Source organism: Solwaraspora sp. WMMA2101, assembly GCF_049179175.1.
Lineage (GTDB): Bacteria > Actinomycetota > Actinomycetes > Mycobacteriales > Micromonosporaceae > Micromonospora_E.
Window position 1 is genome coordinate 1,400,842 of sequence record NZ_JBMHMA010000006.1, and the last position, 20,868, is coordinate 1,421,709.

General features: G+C 71.5%; 24 protein-coding genes and 2 tRNA genes. 12 read left to right on the forward strand and 14 right to left on the reverse strand.

Translation table 11 applies throughout. The features are described from left to right. Nucleotides 1–76: 76 nt before the first annotated feature. Both ACN28F_RS06945 and ACN28F_RS06950 read left to right on the forward strand, forming a co-directional pair. The gene (locus ACN28F_RS06945; RefSeq protein WP_421357253.1) at nucleotides 77–772 is read left to right on the forward strand and encodes a DUF5753 domain-containing protein; all 696 of its coding nucleotides are present in this window, start codon (nucleotides 77–79) and stop codon (nucleotides 770–772) included. After that, nucleotides 769–969, forward strand: coding sequence for a DUF397 domain-containing protein (locus ACN28F_RS06950; protein WP_421357254.1), 201 nt, complete (start codon nucleotides 769–771; stop codon nucleotides 967–969). The genes ACN28F_RS06945 and ACN28F_RS06950 overlap by 4 nt, the downstream gene beginning before the upstream one ends. 39 nt (nucleotides 970–1,008) lie before the next feature. Here the strand turns inward: ACN28F_RS06950 and ACN28F_RS06955 are convergent, their stop codons facing one another. The 3 genes from ACN28F_RS06955 to ACN28F_RS06965 are packed head-to-tail and all read right to left on the reverse strand — an operon-like array spanning nucleotide 1,009 to nucleotide 1,972. Then, nucleotides 1,009–1,482 carry an NUDIX domain-containing protein gene (locus ACN28F_RS06955; protein WP_421357255.1) on the reverse strand — a complete coding sequence of 158 codons (474 nt, stop codon included), beginning with the start codon at nucleotides 1,480–1,482 and terminating at the stop codon, nucleotides 1,009–1,011. Further along, nucleotides 1,479–1,703: a hypothetical protein gene (locus tag ACN28F_RS06960; protein WP_421357256.1), complete on the reverse strand. Its 225-nt coding sequence runs from the start codon at nucleotides 1,701–1,703 to the stop codon at nucleotides 1,479–1,481. The genes ACN28F_RS06955 and ACN28F_RS06960 overlap by 4 nt, the downstream gene beginning before the upstream one ends. Continuing rightward, nucleotides 1,700–1,972: a hypothetical protein gene (locus tag ACN28F_RS06965; RefSeq protein ID WP_421357257.1), complete on the reverse strand. Its 273-nt coding sequence runs from the start codon at nucleotides 1,970–1,972 to the stop codon at nucleotides 1,700–1,702. Before ACN28F_RS06965 ends, ACN28F_RS06960 begins: the two co-directional genes overlap by 4 nt. Before the next feature lie 88 nt (nucleotides 1,973–2,060). Here ACN28F_RS06965 and ACN28F_RS06970 point away from each other — a divergent pair, with 88 nt between their 5' ends. Next, nucleotides 2,061–2,360, forward strand: coding sequence for a type II toxin-antitoxin system Phd/YefM family antitoxin (locus ACN28F_RS06970; RefSeq protein ID WP_199757470.1), 300 nt, complete (start codon nucleotides 2,061–2,063; stop codon nucleotides 2,358–2,360). Nucleotides 2,361–2,434: 74 nt separating this feature from the next. Here ACN28F_RS06970 and ACN28F_RS06975 read toward each other — a convergent pair whose 3' ends face one another. Genes ACN28F_RS06975 through ACN28F_RS06985 form a run of 3 tightly spaced genes read right to left on the reverse strand, consistent with a single transcriptional unit; the run spans nucleotide 2,435 to nucleotide 5,374 of the window. After that, nucleotides 2,435–3,583: a cystathionine gamma-lyase gene (locus ACN28F_RS06975; protein ID WP_421357258.1), complete on the reverse strand. Its 1,149-nt coding sequence runs from the start codon at nucleotides 3,581–3,583 to the stop codon at nucleotides 2,435–2,437. 40 nt (nucleotides 3,584–3,623) lie between these two features. Next, nucleotides 3,624–4,622 carry an NAD(P)H-dependent glycerol-3-phosphate dehydrogenase gene (locus tag ACN28F_RS06980; RefSeq protein ID WP_421357259.1) on the reverse strand — a complete coding sequence of 333 codons (999 nt, stop codon included), beginning with the start codon at nucleotides 4,620–4,622 and terminating at the stop codon, nucleotides 3,624–3,626. Then, nucleotides 4,619–5,374 (reverse strand): lysophospholipid acyltransferase family protein, encoded by a 756-nt coding sequence (locus tag ACN28F_RS06985; RefSeq protein ID WP_421357260.1) that lies wholly within the window; start codon nucleotides 5,372–5,374, stop codon nucleotides 4,619–4,621. The genes ACN28F_RS06980 and ACN28F_RS06985 overlap by 4 nt, the downstream gene beginning before the upstream one ends. Before the next feature lie 127 nt (nucleotides 5,375–5,501). On the opposite strand from ACN28F_RS06985, the gene cofC reads away from it, so the two are divergent. The 5 genes from cofC (at nucleotide 5,502) to ACN28F_RS07010 (ending at nucleotide 11,446) form a co-directional block, all read left to right on the forward strand. Beyond that, complete coding sequence (cofC, locus tag ACN28F_RS06990) at nucleotides 5,502–6,236, forward strand: 2-phospho-L-lactate guanylyltransferase (RefSeq protein ID WP_421357261.1); 735 nt, start codon at nucleotides 5,502–5,504, stop codon at nucleotides 6,234–6,236. Nucleotides 6,237–6,259: 23 nt separating this feature from the next. Next, nucleotides 6,260–6,457 carry a cold-shock protein gene (locus ACN28F_RS06995; RefSeq protein WP_289207249.1) on the forward strand — a complete coding sequence of 66 codons (198 nt, stop codon included), beginning with the start codon at nucleotides 6,260–6,262 and terminating at the stop codon, nucleotides 6,455–6,457. A gap of 388 nt (nucleotides 6,458–6,845) precedes the next feature. Further along, nucleotides 6,846–8,972: an RNA degradosome polyphosphate kinase gene (locus ACN28F_RS07000; RefSeq protein ID WP_421361299.1), complete on the forward strand. Its 2,127-nt coding sequence runs from the start codon at nucleotides 6,846–6,848 to the stop codon at nucleotides 8,970–8,972. Between the two features lie 60 nt (nucleotides 8,973–9,032). Next, the gene (locus tag ACN28F_RS07005; RefSeq protein ID WP_421357262.1) at nucleotides 9,033–10,562 is read left to right on the forward strand and encodes a CHAD domain-containing protein; all 1,530 of its coding nucleotides are present in this window, start codon (nucleotides 9,033–9,035) and stop codon (nucleotides 10,560–10,562) included. After that, nucleotides 10,550–11,446: an NUDIX domain-containing protein gene (locus ACN28F_RS07010; RefSeq protein WP_421357263.1), complete on the forward strand. Its 897-nt coding sequence runs from the start codon at nucleotides 10,550–10,552 to the stop codon at nucleotides 11,444–11,446. Before ACN28F_RS07005 ends, ACN28F_RS07010 begins: the two co-directional genes overlap by 13 nt. Before the next feature lie 107 nt (nucleotides 11,447–11,553). On the opposite strand, the gene ACN28F_RS07015 is transcribed toward ACN28F_RS07010, so the two are convergent. From ACN28F_RS07015 to leuC, 3 genes are all read right to left on the reverse strand, one after another. Then, nucleotides 11,554–12,183 (reverse strand): HU family DNA-binding protein, encoded by a 630-nt coding sequence (locus ACN28F_RS07015; protein WP_421357264.1) that lies wholly within the window; start codon nucleotides 12,181–12,183, stop codon nucleotides 11,554–11,556. Nucleotides 12,184–12,456: 273 nt separating this feature from the next. Continuing rightward, nucleotides 12,457–13,044: a 3-isopropylmalate dehydratase small subunit gene (leuD, locus tag ACN28F_RS07020; protein ID WP_282226159.1), complete on the reverse strand. Its 588-nt coding sequence runs from the start codon at nucleotides 13,042–13,044 to the stop codon at nucleotides 12,457–12,459. Nucleotides 13,045–13,082: 38 nt separating this feature from the next. Continuing rightward, the gene (gene leuC / locus ACN28F_RS07025; RefSeq protein WP_421357265.1) at nucleotides 13,083–14,540 is read right to left on the reverse strand and encodes a 3-isopropylmalate dehydratase large subunit; all 1,458 of its coding nucleotides are present in this window, start codon (nucleotides 14,538–14,540) and stop codon (nucleotides 13,083–13,085) included. A gap of 49 nt (nucleotides 14,541–14,589) precedes the next feature. Between leuC and ACN28F_RS07030 the strand changes: the two genes are divergently transcribed. Next, nucleotides 14,590–15,276 (forward strand): IclR family transcriptional regulator, encoded by a 687-nt coding sequence (locus ACN28F_RS07030; protein WP_278117622.1) that lies wholly within the window; start codon nucleotides 14,590–14,592, stop codon nucleotides 15,274–15,276. Nucleotides 15,277–15,412: 136 nt separating this feature from the next. On the opposite strand, the gene ACN28F_RS07035 is transcribed toward ACN28F_RS07030, so the two are convergent. From ACN28F_RS07035 to ACN28F_RS07045, 3 genes are all read right to left on the reverse strand, one after another. Next, nucleotides 15,413–15,485 (reverse strand) — tRNA-Glu (locus ACN28F_RS07035). Between the two features lie 141 nt (nucleotides 15,486–15,626). After that, nucleotides 15,627–15,698: transfer RNA gene (locus tag ACN28F_RS07040), tRNA-Gln, on the reverse strand. 78 nt (nucleotides 15,699–15,776) lie between these two features. After that, nucleotides 15,777–16,580: a fumarylacetoacetate hydrolase family protein gene (locus ACN28F_RS07045; protein ID WP_289207253.1), complete on the reverse strand. Its 804-nt coding sequence runs from the start codon at nucleotides 16,578–16,580 to the stop codon at nucleotides 15,777–15,779. Between the two features lie 163 nt (nucleotides 16,581–16,743). Here ACN28F_RS07045 and ACN28F_RS07050 point away from each other — a divergent pair, with 163 nt between their 5' ends. Continuing rightward, complete coding sequence (locus tag ACN28F_RS07050) at nucleotides 16,744–17,922, forward strand: hypothetical protein (protein ID WP_421357266.1); 1,179 nt, start codon at nucleotides 16,744–16,746, stop codon at nucleotides 17,920–17,922. A gap of 169 nt (nucleotides 17,923–18,091) precedes the next feature. Here ACN28F_RS07050 and ACN28F_RS07055 read toward each other — a convergent pair whose 3' ends face one another. Next, the gene (locus tag ACN28F_RS07055; protein ID WP_289207255.1) at nucleotides 18,092–18,676 is read right to left on the reverse strand and encodes a winged helix-turn-helix domain-containing protein; all 585 of its coding nucleotides are present in this window, start codon (nucleotides 18,674–18,676) and stop codon (nucleotides 18,092–18,094) included. A 147-nt stretch (nucleotides 18,677–18,823) separates the two neighbouring features. Here ACN28F_RS07055 and ACN28F_RS07060 point away from each other — a divergent pair, with 147 nt between their 5' ends. Both ACN28F_RS07060 and ACN28F_RS07065 read left to right on the forward strand, forming a co-directional pair. Continuing rightward, complete coding sequence (locus ACN28F_RS07060) at nucleotides 18,824–19,024, forward strand: hypothetical protein (RefSeq protein ID WP_289207256.1); 201 nt, start codon at nucleotides 18,824–18,826, stop codon at nucleotides 19,022–19,024. Between the two features lie 126 nt (nucleotides 19,025–19,150). Further along, the gene (locus ACN28F_RS07065; RefSeq protein ID WP_421357267.1) at nucleotides 19,151–20,509 is read left to right on the forward strand and encodes a radical SAM protein; all 1,359 of its coding nucleotides are present in this window, start codon (nucleotides 19,151–19,153) and stop codon (nucleotides 20,507–20,509) included. Here ACN28F_RS07065 and ACN28F_RS07070 read toward each other — a convergent pair. Beyond that, entirely contained in the window at nucleotides 20,486–20,851 is a 366-nt protein-coding gene (locus ACN28F_RS07070; RefSeq protein WP_289207258.1) for an ArsR/SmtB family transcription factor, read from the reverse strand. The genes ACN28F_RS07065 and ACN28F_RS07070 overlap by 24 nt on opposite strands. Nucleotides 20,852–20,868 lie beyond the last annotated feature (17 nt).

Consider the following 20,868-nt stretch of genomic DNA (forward strand, 5'->3'; position numbering starts at 1 on the left):
CGGGGGCTGCCAGCGGTCGGGTACGTCGAGGTGGCGGTGGTGGTGCCGGTCGCGGACCAGGTGCTCCGGCGACGTCGTGCTGCTCTGCGAGTTGTACGGCGTCGACGAGGGGACCGCCGAGATCCTTGCCGCATTGGCGACCAAGACCCGGGAGAAGGGCTGGTGGCACGACTACGCCAGCCTGCCGTCCTGGTTCGAGCTGTACGTTGGTCTGGAAGAGGCCGCCAGCCGGATCCGCGTCTATCAGAGCCAGCTCATCCCGGGCGTGCTGCAGACCCGGGAGTACGCCACCGCAGTCTTCACGAAGGACGTCGACGGCGTGCCCCGTCACCAGATCGCCGACCGGGTCGCGGTGCGGCTGGGCCGGGCCCGGCTGCTGACCCGGCTGGAGCCACAGGCGCCGGAGTTCGACATCGTCGTCGACGAAGCGGTGCTGCGTCGCGTCGTCGGGTCGCGCCAGGTCATGGCGACACAGGTTCGTCGGCTCGCCGACGCCGGCCGGCTGCCGAACGTCTCCGTCCGGGTCTTGCCGTTCTCGTCCGACCTGCACGCCGGGGTGCTGACCGGCGGGCTGTTCACCATCCTGGACTTTCCCGAGCAGTACGAACCCACCACCGTCTACCAGGAGTCGATCACCGGCGCGCTCTTCCTCGACAAGCAGGCTGAGAGCGACCGGTACGCTTGGGTCTACCACGACATCCGGTCGGCCGCGTTGAGCGAGGCCGAGTCGCGGGCGCTGCTGCTGGACACGGCGAAGGAGTACGAGCCATGACCGATCTGACCGCTGCCACCTGGCGCAAGAGCAGCCGATCGAACAGCCAGGGCGACTGTGTCGAGGTCGCCGACGGGCTGGCCGGCGTGATCGGCGTACGCGACTCCAAGGACCCCACCGGCCCGGTCCTGACCGTCTCCCCCGTCAACTGGTCGGCTTTCGTCACCGCCACCAAGAGCGGCGCCCTCACCGCCTGACCGCACAACGCCAGCACTCCGGCGGGCCCGCGTCCCTGACTATCCGAGGTACGGACTGTCGCGCTGCTCGGCGTGGTGGCGCAGTCGGAGCCGTACCGTGTCGTGGATGGGAATGTCGGCGAACTCGGCCGGGTCGACGAACCGCACCTCGGTTGACTCGTCGCTGACCAGAATCGTCCCGCCAACGATCCGACCGAGGTAGGTGGCGGTGAACTCCTGGCGCACCTCGCCATCCGCGTACGCGATCACGTGCGCTGGGTCGGTGTAGACGCCGAGCAACGCGGTGACCTCGATGTCGAGGCCGGTCTCCTCCTTCACTTCTCGCACGACGCACTGTTGCAGCGTCTCGCCGACCTCCATCGTGCCGCCGGGCAGCGACCAGTTGCCAGAGTCTGCGCGTCGGTGCATCAGCACCCGGCCGCGATCGTCGGTGACGATCGCCGCACCGCCCGGGACGACTCTGTTCGCCCTCGGCGCGGCCGGGTCGCGGTAATAGTCACGGCGGCGGGTCACGACACCTCCCGATACGCACACCCTACGATTATCGCGGTGGCCGCCACGAACATGAGTTCGATCGCCGTCCTGAACACGGCCACCGGCCCACCGAGCAGGAGCGCCAGGACCGAGACACCGACGATCAGGAACGCCAACAGAAAGATCCGCATGGCAAGCATCGCGCGCCAGTAGGCTGGCACCTCCCGGATACGCCACACAGGATCGTCGGCAGCTCTCACCAGTATCGGACGTCCACTGCGTCCTTGAGCACTGACGCATCGAGGTCGAGCATCGGCATCCTCCACTCGAAGTGGGCCAGGTAGCGCAGCGGCAATGTCACGATCAGGCCGAACACGATGACGACCGGCAACACGAACCAGAGCTGCGGCCAGTTGAAGGAGCAGGGCAACGCCACCGCCGCCAAGCGCAGGAACCAGACACTCAGCCGGTAGACCACCAGCCGCCGGTAGCCCGACGGCGGGCCGCCACCCGGCTCCCGCTCCGTCAACCAGGTCTCGCTTCCCGCACGCTGGCCAACATGTTGTCGAGTCTGCCAACCGGAGTCCAGCACGGTACCGCACGGTACATTTCTGGGCATGACGAGGATTACCCTGCGGGAGTTCCGGGACGGGGCGGGCCGGGTGCTGGACGGGGTGGAGCGCACCGGGGAACCGGTCGTCATCACCAAGTACGAGCGGCCCGTCGCCGTCCTGGTCGGCATCGACGAGTGGGAGGAGATCGAGGCGTTCCGGGATCGCCGGGATGCTGCGGCGATCGCCCGATCCCGCGCTGAAGGGCAGTTCGTACCGCTGTCGGCTGCCCTGGAGTCACTCGGGGTCGACCCTCGAGAGGTCGAAGCGTTGCTGGCCGACCGTACCGATGGTGCGGCAGCGTGAAGGTCGCCGTCGGGCACCGCAAGGACGTCTACCAGTAGGCCGTCGAGTCCTGAGCCAACATCTGCCGTGGCGACTCAGTTGGTGGCATCCAGGGCAGCGACGACGTCGCGTACCAGGTCCACGGTGTCCTCGATGCCGCAGGAGAGCCGGACGAAGCCCGGCGACGTGTCGTCGCCCCACTGGGCCCGCCGGTCGGCCGCCGTGTGCAGACCACCGAACGACGTGGCCGCCGAGACCAGTGTCGACGCGGTCAGGAACCGGCCGACCCGGTCGGCGTCACCAAGATCAAACGACACGATCCCCGGGATGCGGCGCATCTGGGCCGCCGCGACCGCGTACGATGGGTCGGTCGGCAGGCCGGGCCAACGTACGCCGGTGACGTCACGGCGCCCGACCAGCGCGGCGGCGACCGCTTGCGCGTTGGCCGACTGGCGGGCCAGCCGCAGGTCCAGGGTGGCCAGTGACCGGTGAGCGAGCCAGCAGTCGAACGGGCCCGGCACGCTGCCGGTCAGCTTGCGCCACGTCGTCACCGCCGACAGCAGCTGCGCCGATCCGGTGGCCAGGTAGCCGAGCAGCAGATCGGAGTGGCCGGTCAGCGCCTTGGTGCCGGAGGCGACCACGACGTCCGCGCCGAGGTCCAGTGGCCGCTGCCCGAGCGGGGTGGCGGCGCTGTTGTCGACCGCGACCAGCGCGCCGGCGGCGTGGGCCGCCGCCGCGAGCGTCGCTACGTCGCAGACGTCCAGCCCCGGATTGGCCGGGGTTTCCAGCAGCACCAGCCGCACCCCGGCGAAGTCCGGGTACGGCCCGGCGGTCGGCACCAACCGTACGGTGACGCCGAGCGGTTCCAGCACCGTGGCGACCAACGCCCGTACGGTGAAGTAGCCGTCGGCGGGCAGCAGCACCGTGTCGCCGGGGCGCAGCGTGGTCAGCAGCAGTGCGGTGATCGCCGCCTGGCCGCTGGCGAAGACGAGGGTGTCACCGCCTTCCAGGTCCCCGATGGCGGTTTCCAGCGCCCGCCGGGTCGGGTTGGTCTCCCGGGCGTAGCCGTCGCGGTCCGGTGCCGGCCCGGTCACCGGGTCCAGGTGGTACGGGGCGGCGAACACCGGGCCGGGCAGGAACGGCTGGCCGGGCGTCGGCTCGGGCAGCCCGGCGCTGACGCACCGGGTGCCGTCGCCGTACCGGATGCCGTCGCCGTACCCCGGGTCGCGGGAGGTAGCGTTCATGGCCTTCATCCTGGCCAAGGTCGCCGGCCGGCGGCAGGGCCTATTCCGGTTTCGTGGCCCGCGTCATCAGCAGCGTCAACGCGGTACGCGGGTCCAGGCCCTCGTGGCAGATCCGTTCCACCTGTTCGGTGATCGGCATCTCCACCCCGTGGGCGCGGGCCAGGTCCCGGATGGACAGGCAGCTCTTGACCCCTTCGGCGGTCTGCCGGGTGGCGGCCTGCGCCTGTTCCAGGGTCTCCCCCCGGCCCAGGTGTTCGCCGAAGGTCCGGTTGCGGGACAGCGGCGACGAGCAGGTGGCGACCAGGTCACCGAGGCCGGCCAGGCCGGCGAAGGTCAACGGGTCGGCGCCGAGCGCCACGCCGAGCCGGGCGGTCTCGGCCAGCCCCCGGGTGATCAGGGTGGCCTTGGTGTTGTCGCCGAGGCGCATCGCGGTGGCGATGCCGTACGCCAGAGCGATCACGTTCTTGACCGCCCCACCGAGTTCGCAGCCGATCACGTCGTCGTTGGTGTAGGGCCGCACGTACGCGGTGAGCATGGCCTGCTGCACGGCGGCGGTGCGGTCGGCGTCGATGCCGGCGACGACGCTGGCCGCCGGCTGCTCGGCGGCGATCTCGGCGGCCAGGTTCGGGCCGGAGACGACGACGACCCGGTCCTCGCTCACCCCGGCGGTCTCGACGATCACCTCGCTCATCCGCTTGGTGGTGCCGAGTTCGATGCCCTTCATCAGGCTGATCAGGGTCGCGTCGGGGCCGATGTGCGCGGCCCAGTCGCCCAGGTTGCCGCGCAGGGTCTGCGACGGTACGGCGAGCACGACCAGGTCCGCACCCTTGATCGCCTCGGCGGCGTCGCTGGTGGCGGTGACCCGCTCGGGTAGCCGTACCGCCGGCAGGTAGTCGGGGTTGGTGCCGTACTCGCGGATCGCGGCGGCGACCTTTTCGCGGCGGGCCCAGACGACGACGTCCGAGCCGGCGTCGGCGAGGACCTTGGCGAACGCGGTGCCCCAGGAGCCGGCACCGAGGACGACGGCCCGGCGGGTCACTGACCCGGCTCCGGGGCGGTCGAGTCCGGTGCCTTGACGGTCCGGCCGTTGCGGCGGACCACCGGTGTGTACAGCGGTGGTGCTTCGGCGCCGCGCAGCTCGGCGACCATGTCGCGCAGCCGCAGCATGATCGTTTCGGTCATCTCCTCCAGCACCGCCCGGGTGGGTTCGGCACCCATCCAACGACTGAGGTCGATCGGTTCGGCGGCCCGCAGGGTGACCGGCCGGCGCGGCAACAGGTTGAGCTTCCTGGTCCGTGGGTCGTACATGTTCTGCGGACCCCACATCGCCACCGGCACCACCGGTGCCCCGGTGGTCAGGGCGAGCCGGGCCGCGCCGGTCTTGCCGCGCATCGGCCACAGGTCCGGCTCCCGCGACGTGGTGCCCTCCGGGTAGATGACCACGGCACCGCCCTCGTTGACGCCGTCGATCGCCGCCTCCAGCGACTTGATCGCGTCGACGCTGCCCCGGTGCACCGGGATCTGCCGGACCTTGAGCAGCCAGGGGCCGACCACCGGGATGGCGAAGAGGCTGGACTTGCCGAGGAACCGCGGCCACCGGCCGGCGTCGTAGACGAAGTGCGCGATGGCCATCGGGTCGGCGTGCGACATGTGGTTGGCGACGATGATCACCCCACCGGTACGGGGGATGTGCTCCATCCCGGACCAGTCCCGCCTGGTCCAGATGGTCAACGTCGGTTTGATCACCATCACGACGAAACGTCGCCAGAAGCCCAGTTTCCGCCGCGCCACCCGTTGCCTCCTCGTGCCCGCCCGCTCGCCTGCCACCCGACCGCCGCCCGTGCCGATCGTTGCAGCGAATCATGCCTTGTCGGACCCGGCCAGAGCCAACACGAGCCCAGCCGGCAGGATGGAACCCGTGCAGGAGGCGACCTGGTCGGTGGTGCTGCCGGTGAAACGGCTCGCCGCAGCCAAGAGCCGGCTGCGCGGGGCGCTGACCGGCGTACCGCATGAGGAGCTGGCCCTGGCGTTGGCGCTGGACACCGTCGCGGCGGTGCTGGCCTGCCCGGTGGTCGCCGAGGCGGTGGTGGTGACCGCCGATCCGGTGGCTGCCGCCGCCCTGGCGGCGCTCGGGGCGCGTACCGTCGCCGAACCCGACCCTGGTGGTCTCAACGCCGCGCTGACCCACGGCGCGGCGACCGTCCCGGCCGGCCGGCCGGTGGCCGCACTCACCGCCGACCTGCCGGCGCTGCGCCCGGCGGAGCTTGCCGCCGCGCTGCGGGCCGCGACGTCGCCCGCCGCGGCGCGGCAGCCGGCGGACACCGGGCAGCCCGCGGCGGTCGGCCGGTGGTTCGTGCCCGACGCCGACGGCACCGGTACGGTGCTGCTCGCCGCCGCCGACGCCGCCACGCTGCACCCCCGCTTCGGCCCCGGCTCAGCCGACCGGCACGCCGCGTCCGGGGCCCGCCGCATCGGCGGCACCGGGGACACCGGCACCAGCGGCACCGGCGGGGCTGCCTGGCCCACGCTGCGCCGCGACGTGGACACCGCCGACGGCCTCGCCGACGCGGCCCGGCTCGGCCTGGGCCGGCACACCGCCGCGCTGTGCCGGGCCGGGTACCGTGCTGGCAGGCGCCCCGAAACGGTGGGCTGACATGCCGGGGACGGTGATCTGACGTGCAGGGCACGGTGGCGACCTTCGATGCGGCGACCCGCAGCGGTACGGTGCTGCTCGACGACGGCAGCGAGCTGACCTTCCCGGCGGCGGCGTTCGACGCCTCCGGGTTGCGGCTGCTACGACTGGGACAACGGGTACGCATCGAGCAGGACGGGACGGGACGCGTTAACCGCGTCACGTTGCCCACATTTGACTGACCCAACCCGGGGCAAATTCATACCGCGTTCATCGTGATCAGGTCATGATTACCTGGTGACGCCCGCCCCCTCCAGGCGCGCCGCCGCCCGTCCGCGCCGCGCCGCCGCAGACCAGCCCGCCGACGCCGACGCGGCCACACCGCCGCAGACCAGGTCGACCCGGCCGAGCCGACGCCGTACGGCGAACGGTACCGGCCGCACGTCGACCAGCGCCGATCCGACGCCAGCGGCGGAGCCGGCCAGGTCGCCGGAGCCGACGCCGGCGGCCGATCCGACGCCGGAGCCGTCGCCCGCCGTCGAGCCGGCGGACGGGACCGTCGAGCCGGTGGACGACGGCGTCACCCCCGTCGCCGACGGCGCCGAGCCACTGGACGCGGCCGTGGAGCCGGTGGAGACCGCCACCATGCCGGCCGACGACACCAGCACGCCCAACGGTGCGGCCGAGGCGGACCCGTTGCCGAGCGACCGGTTCCTCAACCGGGAGCTGTCCTGGCTCGACTTCAACTCCCGGGTGCTGGAGCTGGCCGAGGACCCGCAGACACCGCTGCTGGAGCGGGCCAAGTTCCTGGCGATCTTCGCCAGCAACCTCGACGAGTTCTTCATGGTTCGCATCGCCGGGCTCAAGCGCCGGCTGCAGGCCGGCCTGCCGGTACGCGGCGGCGACCGGCTGCCGCTGCGTACCCAGCTGGAGCTGATCGCCGTCAAGACCGCCGGGCTGGTCGCCCGGCACGCCCGCTGCTTCACCGACGAGGTACGGCCCCAGCTGGCCGCCGAAGGCATCCACCTGATCCGCTGGAACGACCTCACCGCCGGGGAACGGGAAGGGCTGCGCACCTACTTCCGGGAACACATCTTCCCGGTGCTGACCCCGCTCGCCGTCGACCCGGCGCACCCGTTCCCGTACATCTCCAGCCGGTCGCTGAACCTGGCCGTCGCGGTCCGCGACCCCGACGGCGGCCCGGAGCTGTTCGCCCGGGTCAAGGTGCCCAACAACGTGCCCCGGTTCGTGGTGGTCAGCCAGGAAGGTCAGGGCGGCCGGTTCCTGCCGGTGGAGGACCTGATCGCCGCCCAGCTCGGGCAGCTCTTCTCCGGCATGCAGGTCGTCGAGTGCCACCTGTTCCGGGTCACCCGCAACGCCGACTTCGAAGTCGACGAGGACCGCGACGAGGACCTGCTGCAGTCGCTGGAACGGGAACTGGCCCGCCGCCGGTTCGGCCCGCCGGTACGCCTGGAGGTCGCCGCCTCCATCTCCGACCACATGCTCGACCTTCTGGTACGCGAGCTGGACATGGACAGCCACGACGTACTGCGGGTGCCCGGCCTGCTGGACCTGTCCGCGCTGTGGCAGGTGTACGAGAGCTCCGACCGACCCGACCTGAAGGACCGGCCGTTCGTGCCGGCCACCCATCCCCGGCTGGTCGAGGGCGAGGTGCCGCGCAGCGTCTTCGCCACGCTGCGCGACGGCGACATCCTGGTGCACCACCCGTACCACTCGTTCTCCACCAGCGTGCAACGCTTCATCGAGCAGGCCGCCGCCGACCCTCTCGTCCTGGCGATCAAGCAGACGCTGTACCGCACCAGCGGCGACTCCCCCATCGTCGACGCGCTGATCGAGGCGGCCGCCGCCGGCAAGCAGGTCGTGGTGCTCGTCGAGGTGAAGGCCCGCTTCGACGAACAGGCCAACATCGGCTGGGCACGGATGCTGGAACGCGCCGGCTGCCACGTCGTGTACGGCCTCGTCGGGCTGAAAACCCACTGCAAGACAGCCCTGGTGGTCCGGCAGGAAGGCAACCAGATCCGCCGCTACTGCCACATCGGCACCGGCAACTACCACCCGAAGACAGCCCGGCTGTACGAGGACTTCGGCATGCTGACCGCCGACCCGGAGGTCGGCGCCGACCTGACCGATCTGTTCAACGTACTGACCGGCTACAGCCGGCAGACCGCGTACCGGCGGCTGCTGGTCGCCCCGCACGGCGTGCGCAGCGGGCTGATCGAACGCATCGAACGCGAGGTCGCCCACGTACGGGCCGGCCGCCCCGGGCTGGTGCAGTTCAAGGTGAACTCGCTGGTCGACGAGGAGATGGTGGATGCGCTGTACCGGGCCTCGCAGGCCGGCGTACAGGTCGACCTGCTGATCCGGGGGATGTGCACGCTGCGGCCCGGGGTGCCGGGGCTGTCGGACAACATCCGGGTACGGTCGATCCTCGGCCGGTTCCTGGAGCATTCCCGGGTCTTCCGGTTCGGCAACGACGGCGACGCCGAGTTCTGGATGGGCTCGTCGGACCTGATGCACCGCAACCTGGACCGGCGGGTCGAGGCGCTGGTGCAGGTGACCGACCCGGTGGCCCGCGCCGAGTTGGAGCGGGTGCTCGCCGAGTCGTTCGACCCCGAGTGCGAATCGTTCGAGCTGCACCCCGACGGCACCTGGACCCGGCACCACTCCACCGACGGGCGACCCCTGGTCCACCTGCAGGAACGCCTGCTGCGCCGGTTCGTCGGCGCCGCCAAGTAGCAGATCGGTACGGACTGTTCGGCGACGGTCCCGGTCAGCCGACGGCGCTAGGCTGGCCCGATGGTGGAGGAGGAACGCAAGTACGAGGTCGACCCCGGATTCGCCGTACCGGACCTGTCCGGCTGCCTGCCCGACGGCGGGCGGCTGGTGGAGCTGCCGGCGGTGAAGCTGACCGCCACCTACTACGACACCCCGGACCTGCGGCTGGCCCGCGCCGGGGTGTCGCTGCGGCACCGTGTCGGCGACACCGAGCCGTGGACGGTGAAGCTGCCGGCCGACGCACCCGGCGTACGGCACGAGATCAGCCGGACCGGCAAACGCCGTACCCCGCCGCCCGAGCTGGTGTGGCTGGTCACCGCGTACTCGCGGGGGGCCGAACTGACCCCGGCCGCGACGGTGCGCACCGTCCGCACGGTGCTGGAGGTCCGCGACGCCGACGACGCGCTGCTGGTGGAGCTGGCCGACGACGCGGTGTCGGTGCTGGACGGCAAGACGGTCCGCTCGACGTTCCGCGAGGTCGAGGTGGAGTTCAAGACCGGCGACCGGCAACTGCTGGACCGGGTCGAGGCCGCCCTGGTCGCGGCCGGTGCGACCGCCGGCGGCTTCACCCCCAAGCATGTACGGGCGTTGGGCGCTGCCGCCGCCGGGCCGGCGGACCTGCCCCCGGTCGACGACCTGCCGGCCGAGCCGACCGCCGCCGACGTGGTGACCCGTGCCGTCCGCGACGACATCACCCGGATCCTGACGCACGAGGCGTTGGTGCGGCTGCACGCCCCGGTCGGCGACGACGACACCGCCGTGCACCAGATGCGGGTGGGCTGCCGACGGCTGCGCAGCGACCTGCGGACCTTCCGGGCGCTGGTCGACGCCGACTGGGCCGGCACGCTGCGCGAGGAGCTGAAGTGGATCGCCGGGGTGCTCGGCGGTGCCCGCGACGCCGAGGTGCTGCGGGAACGGCTCCGGCGGACCGCCACGACGGATCCGTTGGCGCCGCTGCCGGACGCGGCGGTGGGTCGCATCGACACGGCGCTGGCCGCCCGGCACGAGGCGGCACTGGCCGAGGTGGACGCGGCCATGCGCTCCGACCGGTACGTTGCCCTGGTGGAGATGCTGGTGCAGGCGGCCCGGGAGCCGCAACTGACCCGGGCGGCGGCCGGGCCGGCCGCGCAGGTGCTGCCCCGACTGGTCGCCAGGCCGTGGCGACGGCTGGCGTACGGCGGCAGCGGCGTCGACGGCGCCGCCGACCTGACGTTGGACGCCCCCGACGAGCGCTGGCACGCGGTGCGGATCAACGGCAAGAAGGCCCGGTACGCGGTGGACGCGGTCGCGCCGGTCGTCGGCGGTGGTGCCGCGAAGCTGGCGAAGGCGTTGTCGAAGGTGCAGAACCTGCTCGGCGAGCACCAGGACGCGGCGGTCGCCGCCGACACCTGGCAGCAGATCGCCGCCGACCATCCCGACGACCACGAGTTGGCGGTGACGGCGGGCCGGCTGGTGGAGCGGGAACGGACCGCAGTCCGGGCGGCCCGGGCCGACTTCGCCGATGCCTGGGACCGTGCGTCGACGCCGGGGCGGACGAAATGGCTGCCGTGACCGAGGTCCGCGCCGCCGGCGGCGTGGTGTGGCGCACCGACGACACCGGGGCGGTCGAGGTGTGTCTGGTGCACCGGCCCCGGCACGACGACTGGTCGTTGCCGAAGGGCAAGCTGGAGCCGGCGGAGCATCCGTTGGCGGCGGCGGTGCGGGAGGTCGGTGAGGAGACCGGGATCCGGGCGGTGCCGCAGGTGCGGCTGCCGTCGATCCGGTACACGATGCCCGACGGCAACACCAAGGAGGTCGACTACTGGTCGATGCGGGCGGTCGATGAGCCGCCCGGGCCGGTGCCGGACGAGGCGGCCGACGAGGTGGACGAGGTCTGCTGGCTGCCGCTGCGGCAGGCCCAGCAGCGGCTGACGTACCGGCACGACGTGGGGGTGCTGCGCGGCTTCGCCGACCTGCCGCCGGTGAGCGTGACGCTGACGTTGGTGCGGCACGGGCATGCCGGCAGCCGGGACACCTGGTCGGGTCCGGACAGTGCGCGGCCGTTGGACACCGCCGGGTTGCGCCAGGCGCAGGCGTTGGCCGCGCTGCTGGCGTTGACCCGACCGGACCGGGTGCTGTCGGCCTCACCACGGCGCTGCGTACAGACGGTGGCTCCGCTGGCGGCGGCCCTGGACCTGCCGGTCGAGGTGGACGGTGTCTTCGACGAGCCGGCCGCCGGCCAGGACCGGGCGGAGGTCGCGTTGGCGGCCGCCGGGCGGCTGACCGAGCTGGCGACGGCCGGTACGGCGGCGGCGGTCTGCAGCCAGGGCACGGTGATCCCGGCGGCGCTGACCATGCTGAGCCGGCGGGCCTCGGCGGACTACCGGACGGCGAAGGGCGGCGGGTGGCTGCTGTCGTTCGCCGGGGACCGGTTGGTCGGCTCGGACCAACTGTAGACGCGGTGGCGCGGCCGAGGCCCGCTCGGTACGCGCGAAGGCGCCCACCACGTTGCCGTGGCGGGCGCCTTCGTCCCGACGGTGTCCGACCGGTGCGGCCGGTGGCGTCAGCGGGTGGTTTTGCGGGGCGTCGACTTCTTCGCCGGCGCCTTCTTCGCGGGTGCCTTCTTGGCCGCCGTCGACTTCGCCGCCGTCGACTTGGTGGCGGTGGACTTCGTCGCGGTCGACTTCGTCGCGGTCTTCTTGGCCGCCGTGGACTTCGCCGCCGTGGACTTCGCCGCGGTCGACTTCGCCGGCGTCGACTTGGCCGCCGTGGTCTTCTTGGCGGTGGCGGCGCTGGCCCGCTTCGCGGGAGCCTTGGCGGCGGTCGACTTCGCGGCGGAGCTGGTGGACTTCGCCGCGCCGGCCCGCGCGGTGGTGGCCTTGGCCGTGGTGGACCTGGCGGCGGTGGCCTTGGGCGCCTTGCCGGCAGCCACCATCTCCTTGAAGCCGGCGCCCGGCCGGAAGACCGGCACGGAGGTCTTCTTGACCTTCACCGACTCACCGGTACGCGGGTTGCGGGCTGTTCGTGCCGCCCGGACGCGCTTCTCGAACACCCCGAAGCCGGTGATGCCCACCCGGTCGCCCTTGGTGACTGCCGCCTGGACCTCGGCCAGGACGGCGTCGAGCGCGGTCGTCGCCGTCTTGCGGTCCCCCAGGCGAGCCGCGAGCGCGTCAATGAGCTCTGCCTTGTTCACGAGTTCCCTCCCGTAGTGCAACTGGACTCAACGAGCCATTCTGCGCGCACGGTATGCCCTGTACCGGCAGGACACAAACATCTACGGGAAAAAAGTCCTTGTGTCGTAACGGATTCGCCCCCATCCGGTGCCCCGGACCGGCCGGTTGGTAGTAGCCGGACGGTTGGTGGGCCATCGGATGGGGGCGGAATCGGCGTCCTGGAAGTCCTTGGCAGGGCCTCGCCGATGGCCTCGACAGGGTCTCGGATGTGCCCTGTCGAGGCGGTGTCGGCGCTATGCGACGACCGGTTTGAAGGGCAGCCGGTGCTTCTCGTACTCGGTGATGTCGGACTCGTGACGCAGGGTCAGTCCAATGTCATCGAGTCCTTCCATCAACCGCCAGCGGCTGAAGTCGTCGATCGGGAACGACCAGCTGGACCCCCCGGCCCGAACCTCGCGGGCACCCAGGTCGACGGTGACCTCGGCGGTCGGGTCCGCCTCGACGAGCGCCCACAATTCCTCAATGGCGGGCATTTCCAGCTCCACCGGCAGGAGCCCTTCCTTGAGGGCGTTGCCCCGGAAGATGTCGCCGAAGCGCGGCGACAGCACGGCGCGGAAGCCCCAGTCGCGCAGGGCCCACACGGCGTGTTCACGTGATGACCCGGTGCCAAACTCGGGTCCAGCGACGAGAACCGATGCCCCCGAATACGAAGGATTGTTCAGAACGAATTCCGGGTCCTCGCGCCAGGCATTGAACAGCCCGTCGGCGAAGCCGGTCCGGGTCACCCGCTTGAGGTACACGGCCGGGATGATCTGATCCGTATCTACATTGGATCGGCGAAGCGGGACGGCAGTCCCGGTATGCACGGTGAACTTGTCCATGTCGTGATCCCGTCTAGGTCGGTGCGGTCGGTCGCCGGTCAGTTGAGGTCCGCCGGCGCGGCCAGCCGGCCCACCACGGCGGTGGCGGCGGCCACCGGCGGCGACACCAGGTGGGTACGCCCGCCCCGGCCCTGCCGGCCCTCGAAGTTGCGGTTCGAGGTGGACGCGGACCGCTCTCCCGGCTTGAGGGTGTCCGGGTTCATCCCCAGGCACATGGAGCAGCCGGCGAAGCGCCACTCGGCACCGGCGTCGGCGAAGACCTTGTCCAGCCCTTCGTTCTCGGCCGCCTCACGGACCTTCGCCGACCCGGGCACCACGAGCATCCGTACGCCGTCGGCGACCTTGCGTCCGCGCAGTACGTCGGCGGCGGCCCGCAGGTCCTCCAGCCGGCCGTTGGTGCAGGAACCGACGAAGACCACGTCGACGGCGACGTCGCGCAACGCGGTGCCGGGCCGCAGGTCCATGTACTCCAGGGCGCGTCGGGCGGCGACCCGCTCGGCGTCGGTGTCGAACTGCTCCGGGTCCGGCACGGCGGCGCTGAGCGCCGCGCCCTGCCCCGGGTTGGTGCCCCAGGTGACGAACGGGGTGATCGCGGCGGCGTCGAGGACCACCTCGGCGTCGAACGACGCGCCCTCGTCGGTGGCCAGACTGGACCAGTACGCCACCGCGGCGTCCCAGTCGGCCCCCTGCGGTGCGTTCGGCCGGCCCTTGAGGTAGGCGAAGGTGGTCTCGTCCGGCGCGACCATGCCGGCCTTGGCACCCCACTCGATCGACATGTTGGCCACCGTCATCCGGCCCTCCATGGAGAGCTTGCGGATCGCCTCGCCGCGGTACTCGACGATGTGACCACGGCCACCGCCGGTGCCGACCTGGGTGATCAGCGCCAGCACCAGGTCCTTGGCGGTGACGCCGGGGCCGAGTTCGCCGGTCACGGTGACCGCCATCGTCTTCGGCCGGGCCTGCGGCAGTGTCTGGGTGGCGAGCACGTGCTCGACCTCACTGGTGCCGATACCGAAGGCCAGCGCCCCGAACGCGCCATGGGTGGCGGTGTGCGAGTCGCCACAGACGATCGTCATGCCGGGCTGGGTCAGGCCCAGCTGCGGGCCGATGACGTGCACGATGCCCTGGTTGTCGTCGCCGAGGGCGTGCAGCTTGACGCCGAACTCGGCGCAGTTGCGGCGCAGCGTCTCGATCTGGGTACGCGAGGTCGGGTCGCTGATGGTCAGCAGGTCCCCGCGTCGGCTGTTGAACGCCGGATCGGCGTACCCGGTCGGGGTGTTGTGGTCCTCGGTGGCCAGGGTCAGGTCGGTACGGCGTACCGGCCGGCCGGCCATCCGTAGCCCGTCGAAGGCCTGCGGGCTGGTGACCTCGTGCAGCAGGTGCAGGTCGATGTACAGCAGATCCGGCTCGCCCGCGGCGGATCGCACCACGTGCGCGTCCCAGACCTTCTCGGCCAGGGTCCTGGGCGATGTCGGCTTCGAAGTGGCTCCCACCATCTGGACATCCTAAATTCTGGGAGGTATGTTTCGGCTTGTGGGACACAGTATGAGCGGTGTCGGCGTTCTCGACAAGGCGGTGGTCATCCTCGCGGCCTGCGTGGACGGCGCCAGCCTGGCCGAACTCGTCGAGCGGACCAAGCTGCCCCGGGCCACCGCGCACCGGCTGGCCCAGGCACTGGAGATCCACCGGATGCTGGTCCGGGACACCCAGGGGCGCTGGCGACCCGGCCCGCGACTGGGCGAGCTGGCCAACGCCGCGCCCGACGTGCTGCTGACCGCCGCCGAGCCGTTGCTGGCCGCGCTGCGCGACGCCACCGGCGAGAGCGCCCAGCTCTACCTGCGCCGCGCCGACGAGCGGATCTGCGTGGCCGCCGCCGAACGGGCCAGCGGGCTGCGGGACACCGTGCCGGTCGGCTCGGTGCTGCCGATGACGGCCGGCTCCGCCGCCCAGATCCTGCTGGCCTGGGAGCCCCCCGAGGCCGTCATGCCGCTGCTGCCCCGCTGCAAGTTCACCGGCCGTACGCTGGCCGAGGTGCGCCGACGCGGCTGGGCACAGAGTGTCGCCGAACGCGAGGCCGGCGTGGCCAGCGTCTCCGCCCCCATCCGGGACCGCACCGGCCGGGTGATCGCCTCGGTGAGCGTCTCCGGGCCGATCGAGCGGCTCGGCCGCCGACCGGGTGAACGGCACGCCATGGCTGTCGTCCGCGCCGGGCAGCGCCTCTCCGGCCTCTGAGCACGGACCCCCCGACGATCTTGCACTTATCGTTGGACAATTCGGGCAAATACTCTCGATAACTGCAAGATCGTCGGTAGAGTACGGGGGGCGCAAGCAAAAGGCACCCTCAGCAAGTGAGGGTGCCTGCGCACTGTAGCCCCGACCGGATTCGAACCGGCGCTACCGCCTTGAGAGGGCGGCGTCCTGGGCCGCTAGACGACGGGGCCAGAACCACGATGTTGCCAACTGCCGATACTGCCTGGCGGTGGGAAACTTCCGTTTCCTGCCGCCTCGCCCTTTCGGACGTGGTGCCGAACTCTAACAGAGACCAGCGTTCCGATGCCATCCGGGTTGTCCGGCAACGGTTGCTGGGGTACCAGGACTCGAACCTAGACTAACTGAACCAGAATCAGTCGGGCTGCCAATTACCCCATACCCCATCGGTGCTTGCCGCACCGGGACAGAACTCTACCTGACCCCATGGTGCGCGCCAAATCGGGTTACCGCAGCGGTTTGCCTCAGTCGCCGGCGACGACCGGGTTGGCCAGCTCGCCGATCCCCTCGATACGCACCGACACGGTGTCTCCGGCGGTCAGCTCGCTCACCCCGGCCGGCGTGCCGGTCAGGATCACGTCGCCGGGCAGCAGCGTCATCACGTGTGACACGTACGACACCAGGGTCGGCACGTCGAAGACCATCTGCTTGGTCCGGCCGAGCTGGCGTACCTCCAGCTGCTCCGGGTCGCGGCCCACCTCGCAGCGGACCTCCAGGTCGCCGACGTCCAGGCCGGTGACGATCCACGGCCCGAGCGGGCAGAACGAGTCGAAGCCCTTGGCCCGGGTCCACTGCCCGTCCGACCGTTGCAGATCGCGGGCGGTGACGTCGTTGGCGCAGGTGTAGCCGAAGATCGCCCGCTCGGCCGCCGCCCGGTCCGCGCGGCGGGCCCCCGGCGCACCGATCACCACCGCCAGCTCGGCCTCGTGCTCCACCTGCCGGGACTGCGCCGGCAGCCGGATCGCGTCGCGCGGGCCGATCACCGACGTCGACGGCTTGAGGAACAGCAGCGGCTCGGCCGGCACCTCGGCGCCGTGCTCGGCGGCGTGGTCGGCGTAGTTGCGTCCGACACAGACCACCTTGCTGGGCAGGATCGGCGACAGCAGCCGCACGTCGGCCAGCGCCCACCGCTGCGACGTGAAGGTCAGCTTGCCGAACGGGTGGCCTTCGACCTCGGCGACCGTCAGCGCCTGTGGGCCGGCCCCCGGCTCACCTTCGACGATCCCGAACGACATGCCCTTGTCATGGGCGAAACGAGCGATACGCACCCGGTCAATCTATCGCCCGTCCGGCGTAACGCCACGGTCGGTCACCACGGCGGGGCGCGAACGTAGCACAGGTCACCGGATCCGGTGGCGGATCCGCCCTTCTCTCGGCCAGGTGGCCGGTGGCCGCCTACCGTTCGGGTCGGGGGCAGGGATCGTGATGCTGATGTCGTGGTGGCAACGGGGGGTCGCTGGCGGTACATTGACCGCCGCGTTGACCCTCGGTGGGGTGGTGCTCGGTCCGCCGAGCGGTGGGTGGGCCCAGCCGACCCCGCAGGCTCCGGATCCGGAGCTGGTCGCGGTGACCATCAACGAGGTCGGCCAGAGCGCGCCGACCTACCAGGTCGAGGCGATCAACCGTACGGTGGCCCCGGTCGACGTCACGGTGCGCCTGGGGGTGCCGGACGGCACCTCGGTGGCCACCGTCGGCTCCGGCGGGCGCGCCGACGGTACGGAGATCACCTGGCAGCTGAGTCTGCCGGCCAGCGGCGGCGAGTCGGTGAACGCGTCGTTCCGGCCCGGCGGCACCGGGGCGGCCCAGAACTTCCCGGTCTGCGTCTACCAGCGGGACACCGCACGCCCGTACGACTGTGCGGTGGCCCGCTGGACGCCGTCGGCCGGCCTCTCCGCCGCCGACGGTGCGTGGTGGCAGCGACCGTCGGTGCCGCTGCTGGCCGGGCTGGGCGCGCTGGTCGTCGTCGCGATGGTCGGGTACGGCTGGCGTCGGCGGCTGCAGGAGCACCGGGTGGACCGGCGTCGGGTCGTCACCACCGGCCGTCGACGGGTCCGGTTGCCGTCCACGCCGCCGCCGGCCCCATCGCCGTCACGCCGCTGGCGGCCGTCGATACCGATGGTGTTCGGGCTGCTGATCGCGATGTTCACCGGGCTCGCGGTGGCGGCGGTCCGGGGGGCCACGTACGGCTCGGAGGTGCTGGACCAGGCCAACCAGGTGCCCAGCGGCTGGATCGGCAGCACCGAGTCGGGTGGGTTCGGGGTCCTGCTGACCGAGACCGCCTTCGAGTTCACCGTCTTCCGGATGGCCTGCGTACCGGCCGGTGGACAGGACCGGCGGTGCCTGGCGACGGTGGGTCTGCGTAACCGCAGCGACGAGGAGCAGTACTGGTACGCGCCGCTGCAGCGGGCCTACCTGCCGACCGGTGACTGGGTGGCGGTGGACGAGGCGGCGACCCGGCAGGAGAACGGCGGTAGGGACATCTTCGCCGCGCCGATCCCGGCCGGTGCCCGGCTGCTGGTGCCGTTGGCGTTCACCGTCAGCGGCGAGCTGATGCCGGAGCATCTGGAGTTGCGCAGCGGCGCCTTCTCCGCCGGCGTGGCGGTCCGCTGACCGTACTACTACGTAGAGTCACGCGCGCACGGGCAGACCAAGTAGCACCTGGCGGTATTCCTGTGAGGAATAATTATTCCTCACAGGAATACCGTTGCATCGCAGATAGACCAGGGACACCATACATTCGCGGCAGATGTCCAGAATCGTGACGTAACCCGGGCGGCGGTCAGCCGACCGGGTGCATCGCCACCAGCATGGCGAACCGGTGTCCGCCGGCGGAGCCCTCGCGAGTCGCGCTGGCCTCCTCGAAGCGGCGCATCAGACTCTGCAGCTCCTGGCGGAACTCGGCGATCCGGTGCTGCGGGATCTCGGCGACGCCCCGGCTGAGCACCATCCGCAGCGGGTCCGGCGCGTCGCTGCTGCCGGAGATCGTGCCGGCGGTGAGTCCGGCCTCGATCTCGTCCCGGGTCTGGTCGAGCAGCAGGGCGACGACCTCCTGGGCCGAGCCGGGTTCGTCACCGGAGCGGCGGTGGAAGGTGAGGTTGAGCTGGCCCGCGCCGTACTGCTTCTCGATGATGCCGTTGACCACCCGGGTGTCCCGGATGTGCAGCAGCTGGTGCTGCTCCAGCTGGTTGAGGTGGTAGTAGATCTTCGTCGGCGGGACGCCGACGATCCCGGCAAGCTCCTTCGCCGTCCAGGTCCGCTCCGGCTCCGACATGGCCAGCTCCAGGACCCGCATCCGGATGGGGTCCGCCAGCGCCTTGAGCGTGGCCACGTCCTCGATCATCCGGCTGCCCATCAGCTCAGTCACGGCAAACCTCCATTCAACCGACGTTCCACGGTTGATTCTAACCCGACGATTGACTTCTGTCCTTCGCTCAGGATATTTTGAACGTCAGTCGAATCTTAGCACCGCCTCACCTTCGCGACTCCTCATCCCCCTCACCGGAGGTTTACTGTGCCCACCAACCCGTTCTTCGCCGTCATCGCCGCCGTCGCCCTCGCCACCCCCGCCGCCGCGGCCGCCGTCGACGCCCAGTCCACCGCCGAGGCGACCGCCGAGGCCGCCGCCGAGCAGAGCCTGATCGCCATCGAACTGCCGACCGGCGACGACACCGGCGAGGTCGACAGCATCAACTTCGCCTGCGCCTTCAGCTGAACCGAAGGACCCGCCCCCGCAGCGGACCCGGAGCCGCCCCGCTCCGGGTCCGCTGGCGTTACGGCCCCAGCCCGCCCGCCGTTGCAGCCCGGCACGCCACCCGTCAAGACCTCCGAAAGGCCCGCCATGGCCCTGCCCAACCTCGTGCCCAGCCGCTACCTCGTGTTCAGCCCGACCGTCTACCGGCACCCCGGCGGCCGGCACCTGCGCGCCGTGTTCCACACCGGACGGGCCCGTACCCTGCTGCTCGACACCGACACCGTGCGGACCCTGACCGACGGCGACCCGGCCGGCCTGCCCGCCGACGAACAGCAGCGGCTCGCCACGCTCGGCGTACTCGTGCCGGCCGGCACCGACGAGGCCGCCGCCGTCATCGCCGCCGGTGAGCAGGAGGCCGCCACCACCCGGACCCGCCAGTTCGTGGTCATGCCGACCGCCTACTGCAACATGGGCTGCGGCTACTGCGGGCAGGAACACCGGCGGGACACCCCTGCTGCCCGACCCACCCGGCACCGCGAGACCATCGCCGCCCGCGTCGAACAGGCCATGGCCAGCGGCGACTACGACCGCGTCGTGGTGCGCTGGTTCGGCGGCGAACCCCTGATGGGGTACGCCGTGCTGCGCGCGTTGTCCGCCCGGTTCACCGCTGCCGCCGACCGGCACGGCGTCGCGTACTCGGCGCTGCTGGTCACCAACGGCGCCCTGCTCGACGCCCGCAAACTGCGGACCCTGCACCGCGACTGCCGGGTGGTGCAGATCGAGGTCACCATCGACGGCCCGGCCCCGGTGCACGAGGCGTCCCGACCCCTCAACAGCGGACAGGGCTCCTACGACCGGATCACCGCCGCGCTGCGCGGCGTCCTGACCGACCCGGACCTGGCCGGATTGCGGGTCACCGTCCGGACCAACGTCGGCACCCACAACGCCGACCAGGCGGACGCCTTCGCCGCCGCGATGCGCGACGCCGGGCTCGCCGACCCGCGCATCCGGTTCTACCCGGCGCCGGTGCATTCCTGGGGCAACGACGTCAGCGACGTACGGCTGCGCCAGCGGCACGCCGCCGACACCGAGGTGCGCTGGTACGCCGCCTACCTCGCCGCCGGACTGCACTGCCGGGTGCTGCCCAGCCAGCCGGTACGGGTGGTGTGCACCGCAACGTCGCGGCACAGCGAGGTCGTCGCCCCCGACGGGCATCTCTACTCCTGCACCGAACAGCCGCTGGTGCCCGGCTTCACCGGCGAACACCTGGGCACCGTGGACGACGTACCGCTCGGGCAGCTGCGCCCGCGAGGGCGCTACGACGACTGGTACGCCGGTCTGCGCGCCGGTGAGACCGGCTGCCGGTCCTGCCCGATCCTGCCGGTCTGCGGCGGCGCCTGCCCGAAACTGTGGCGGGAGGACAAACCACCGTGCCCGCCGCTGAAGGAGAACCTGGCCGCCCGGATCGACCTGCAGGTGCGCTCATCCGGGCTGGTCCCCGCCTGACGTCGGCGGACACCCCTCGCCGGACACCGGCGGAAACTCCCAGCGCAGCGCCAACTGCGCGGTCTGGAAGCAGCGCTCCGCCCGACCGTGCCCGGTCCGCTGGCTGACCACCCGGACCATTCCCTCCTCGGTGAGCACCCGCAGGTGGTAGTGCATCAGGCTGAAGGTGATGCCCAGCCGGTGGGCGAGCTGGCGCGCCGAGTAGGACTGCTGCGGTTCGGCGGTCAGCACACCGAGCACCTGCAGCCGGATCGGGTCGGCCACCGCCCGCAACGCGCTCACCCCGTCCAGCACCCGTACGGCGGCGGTGGTCGCGGCCGACTCCCCGCACTGGTGCGCCACACCGGGGTGTCGTGGCA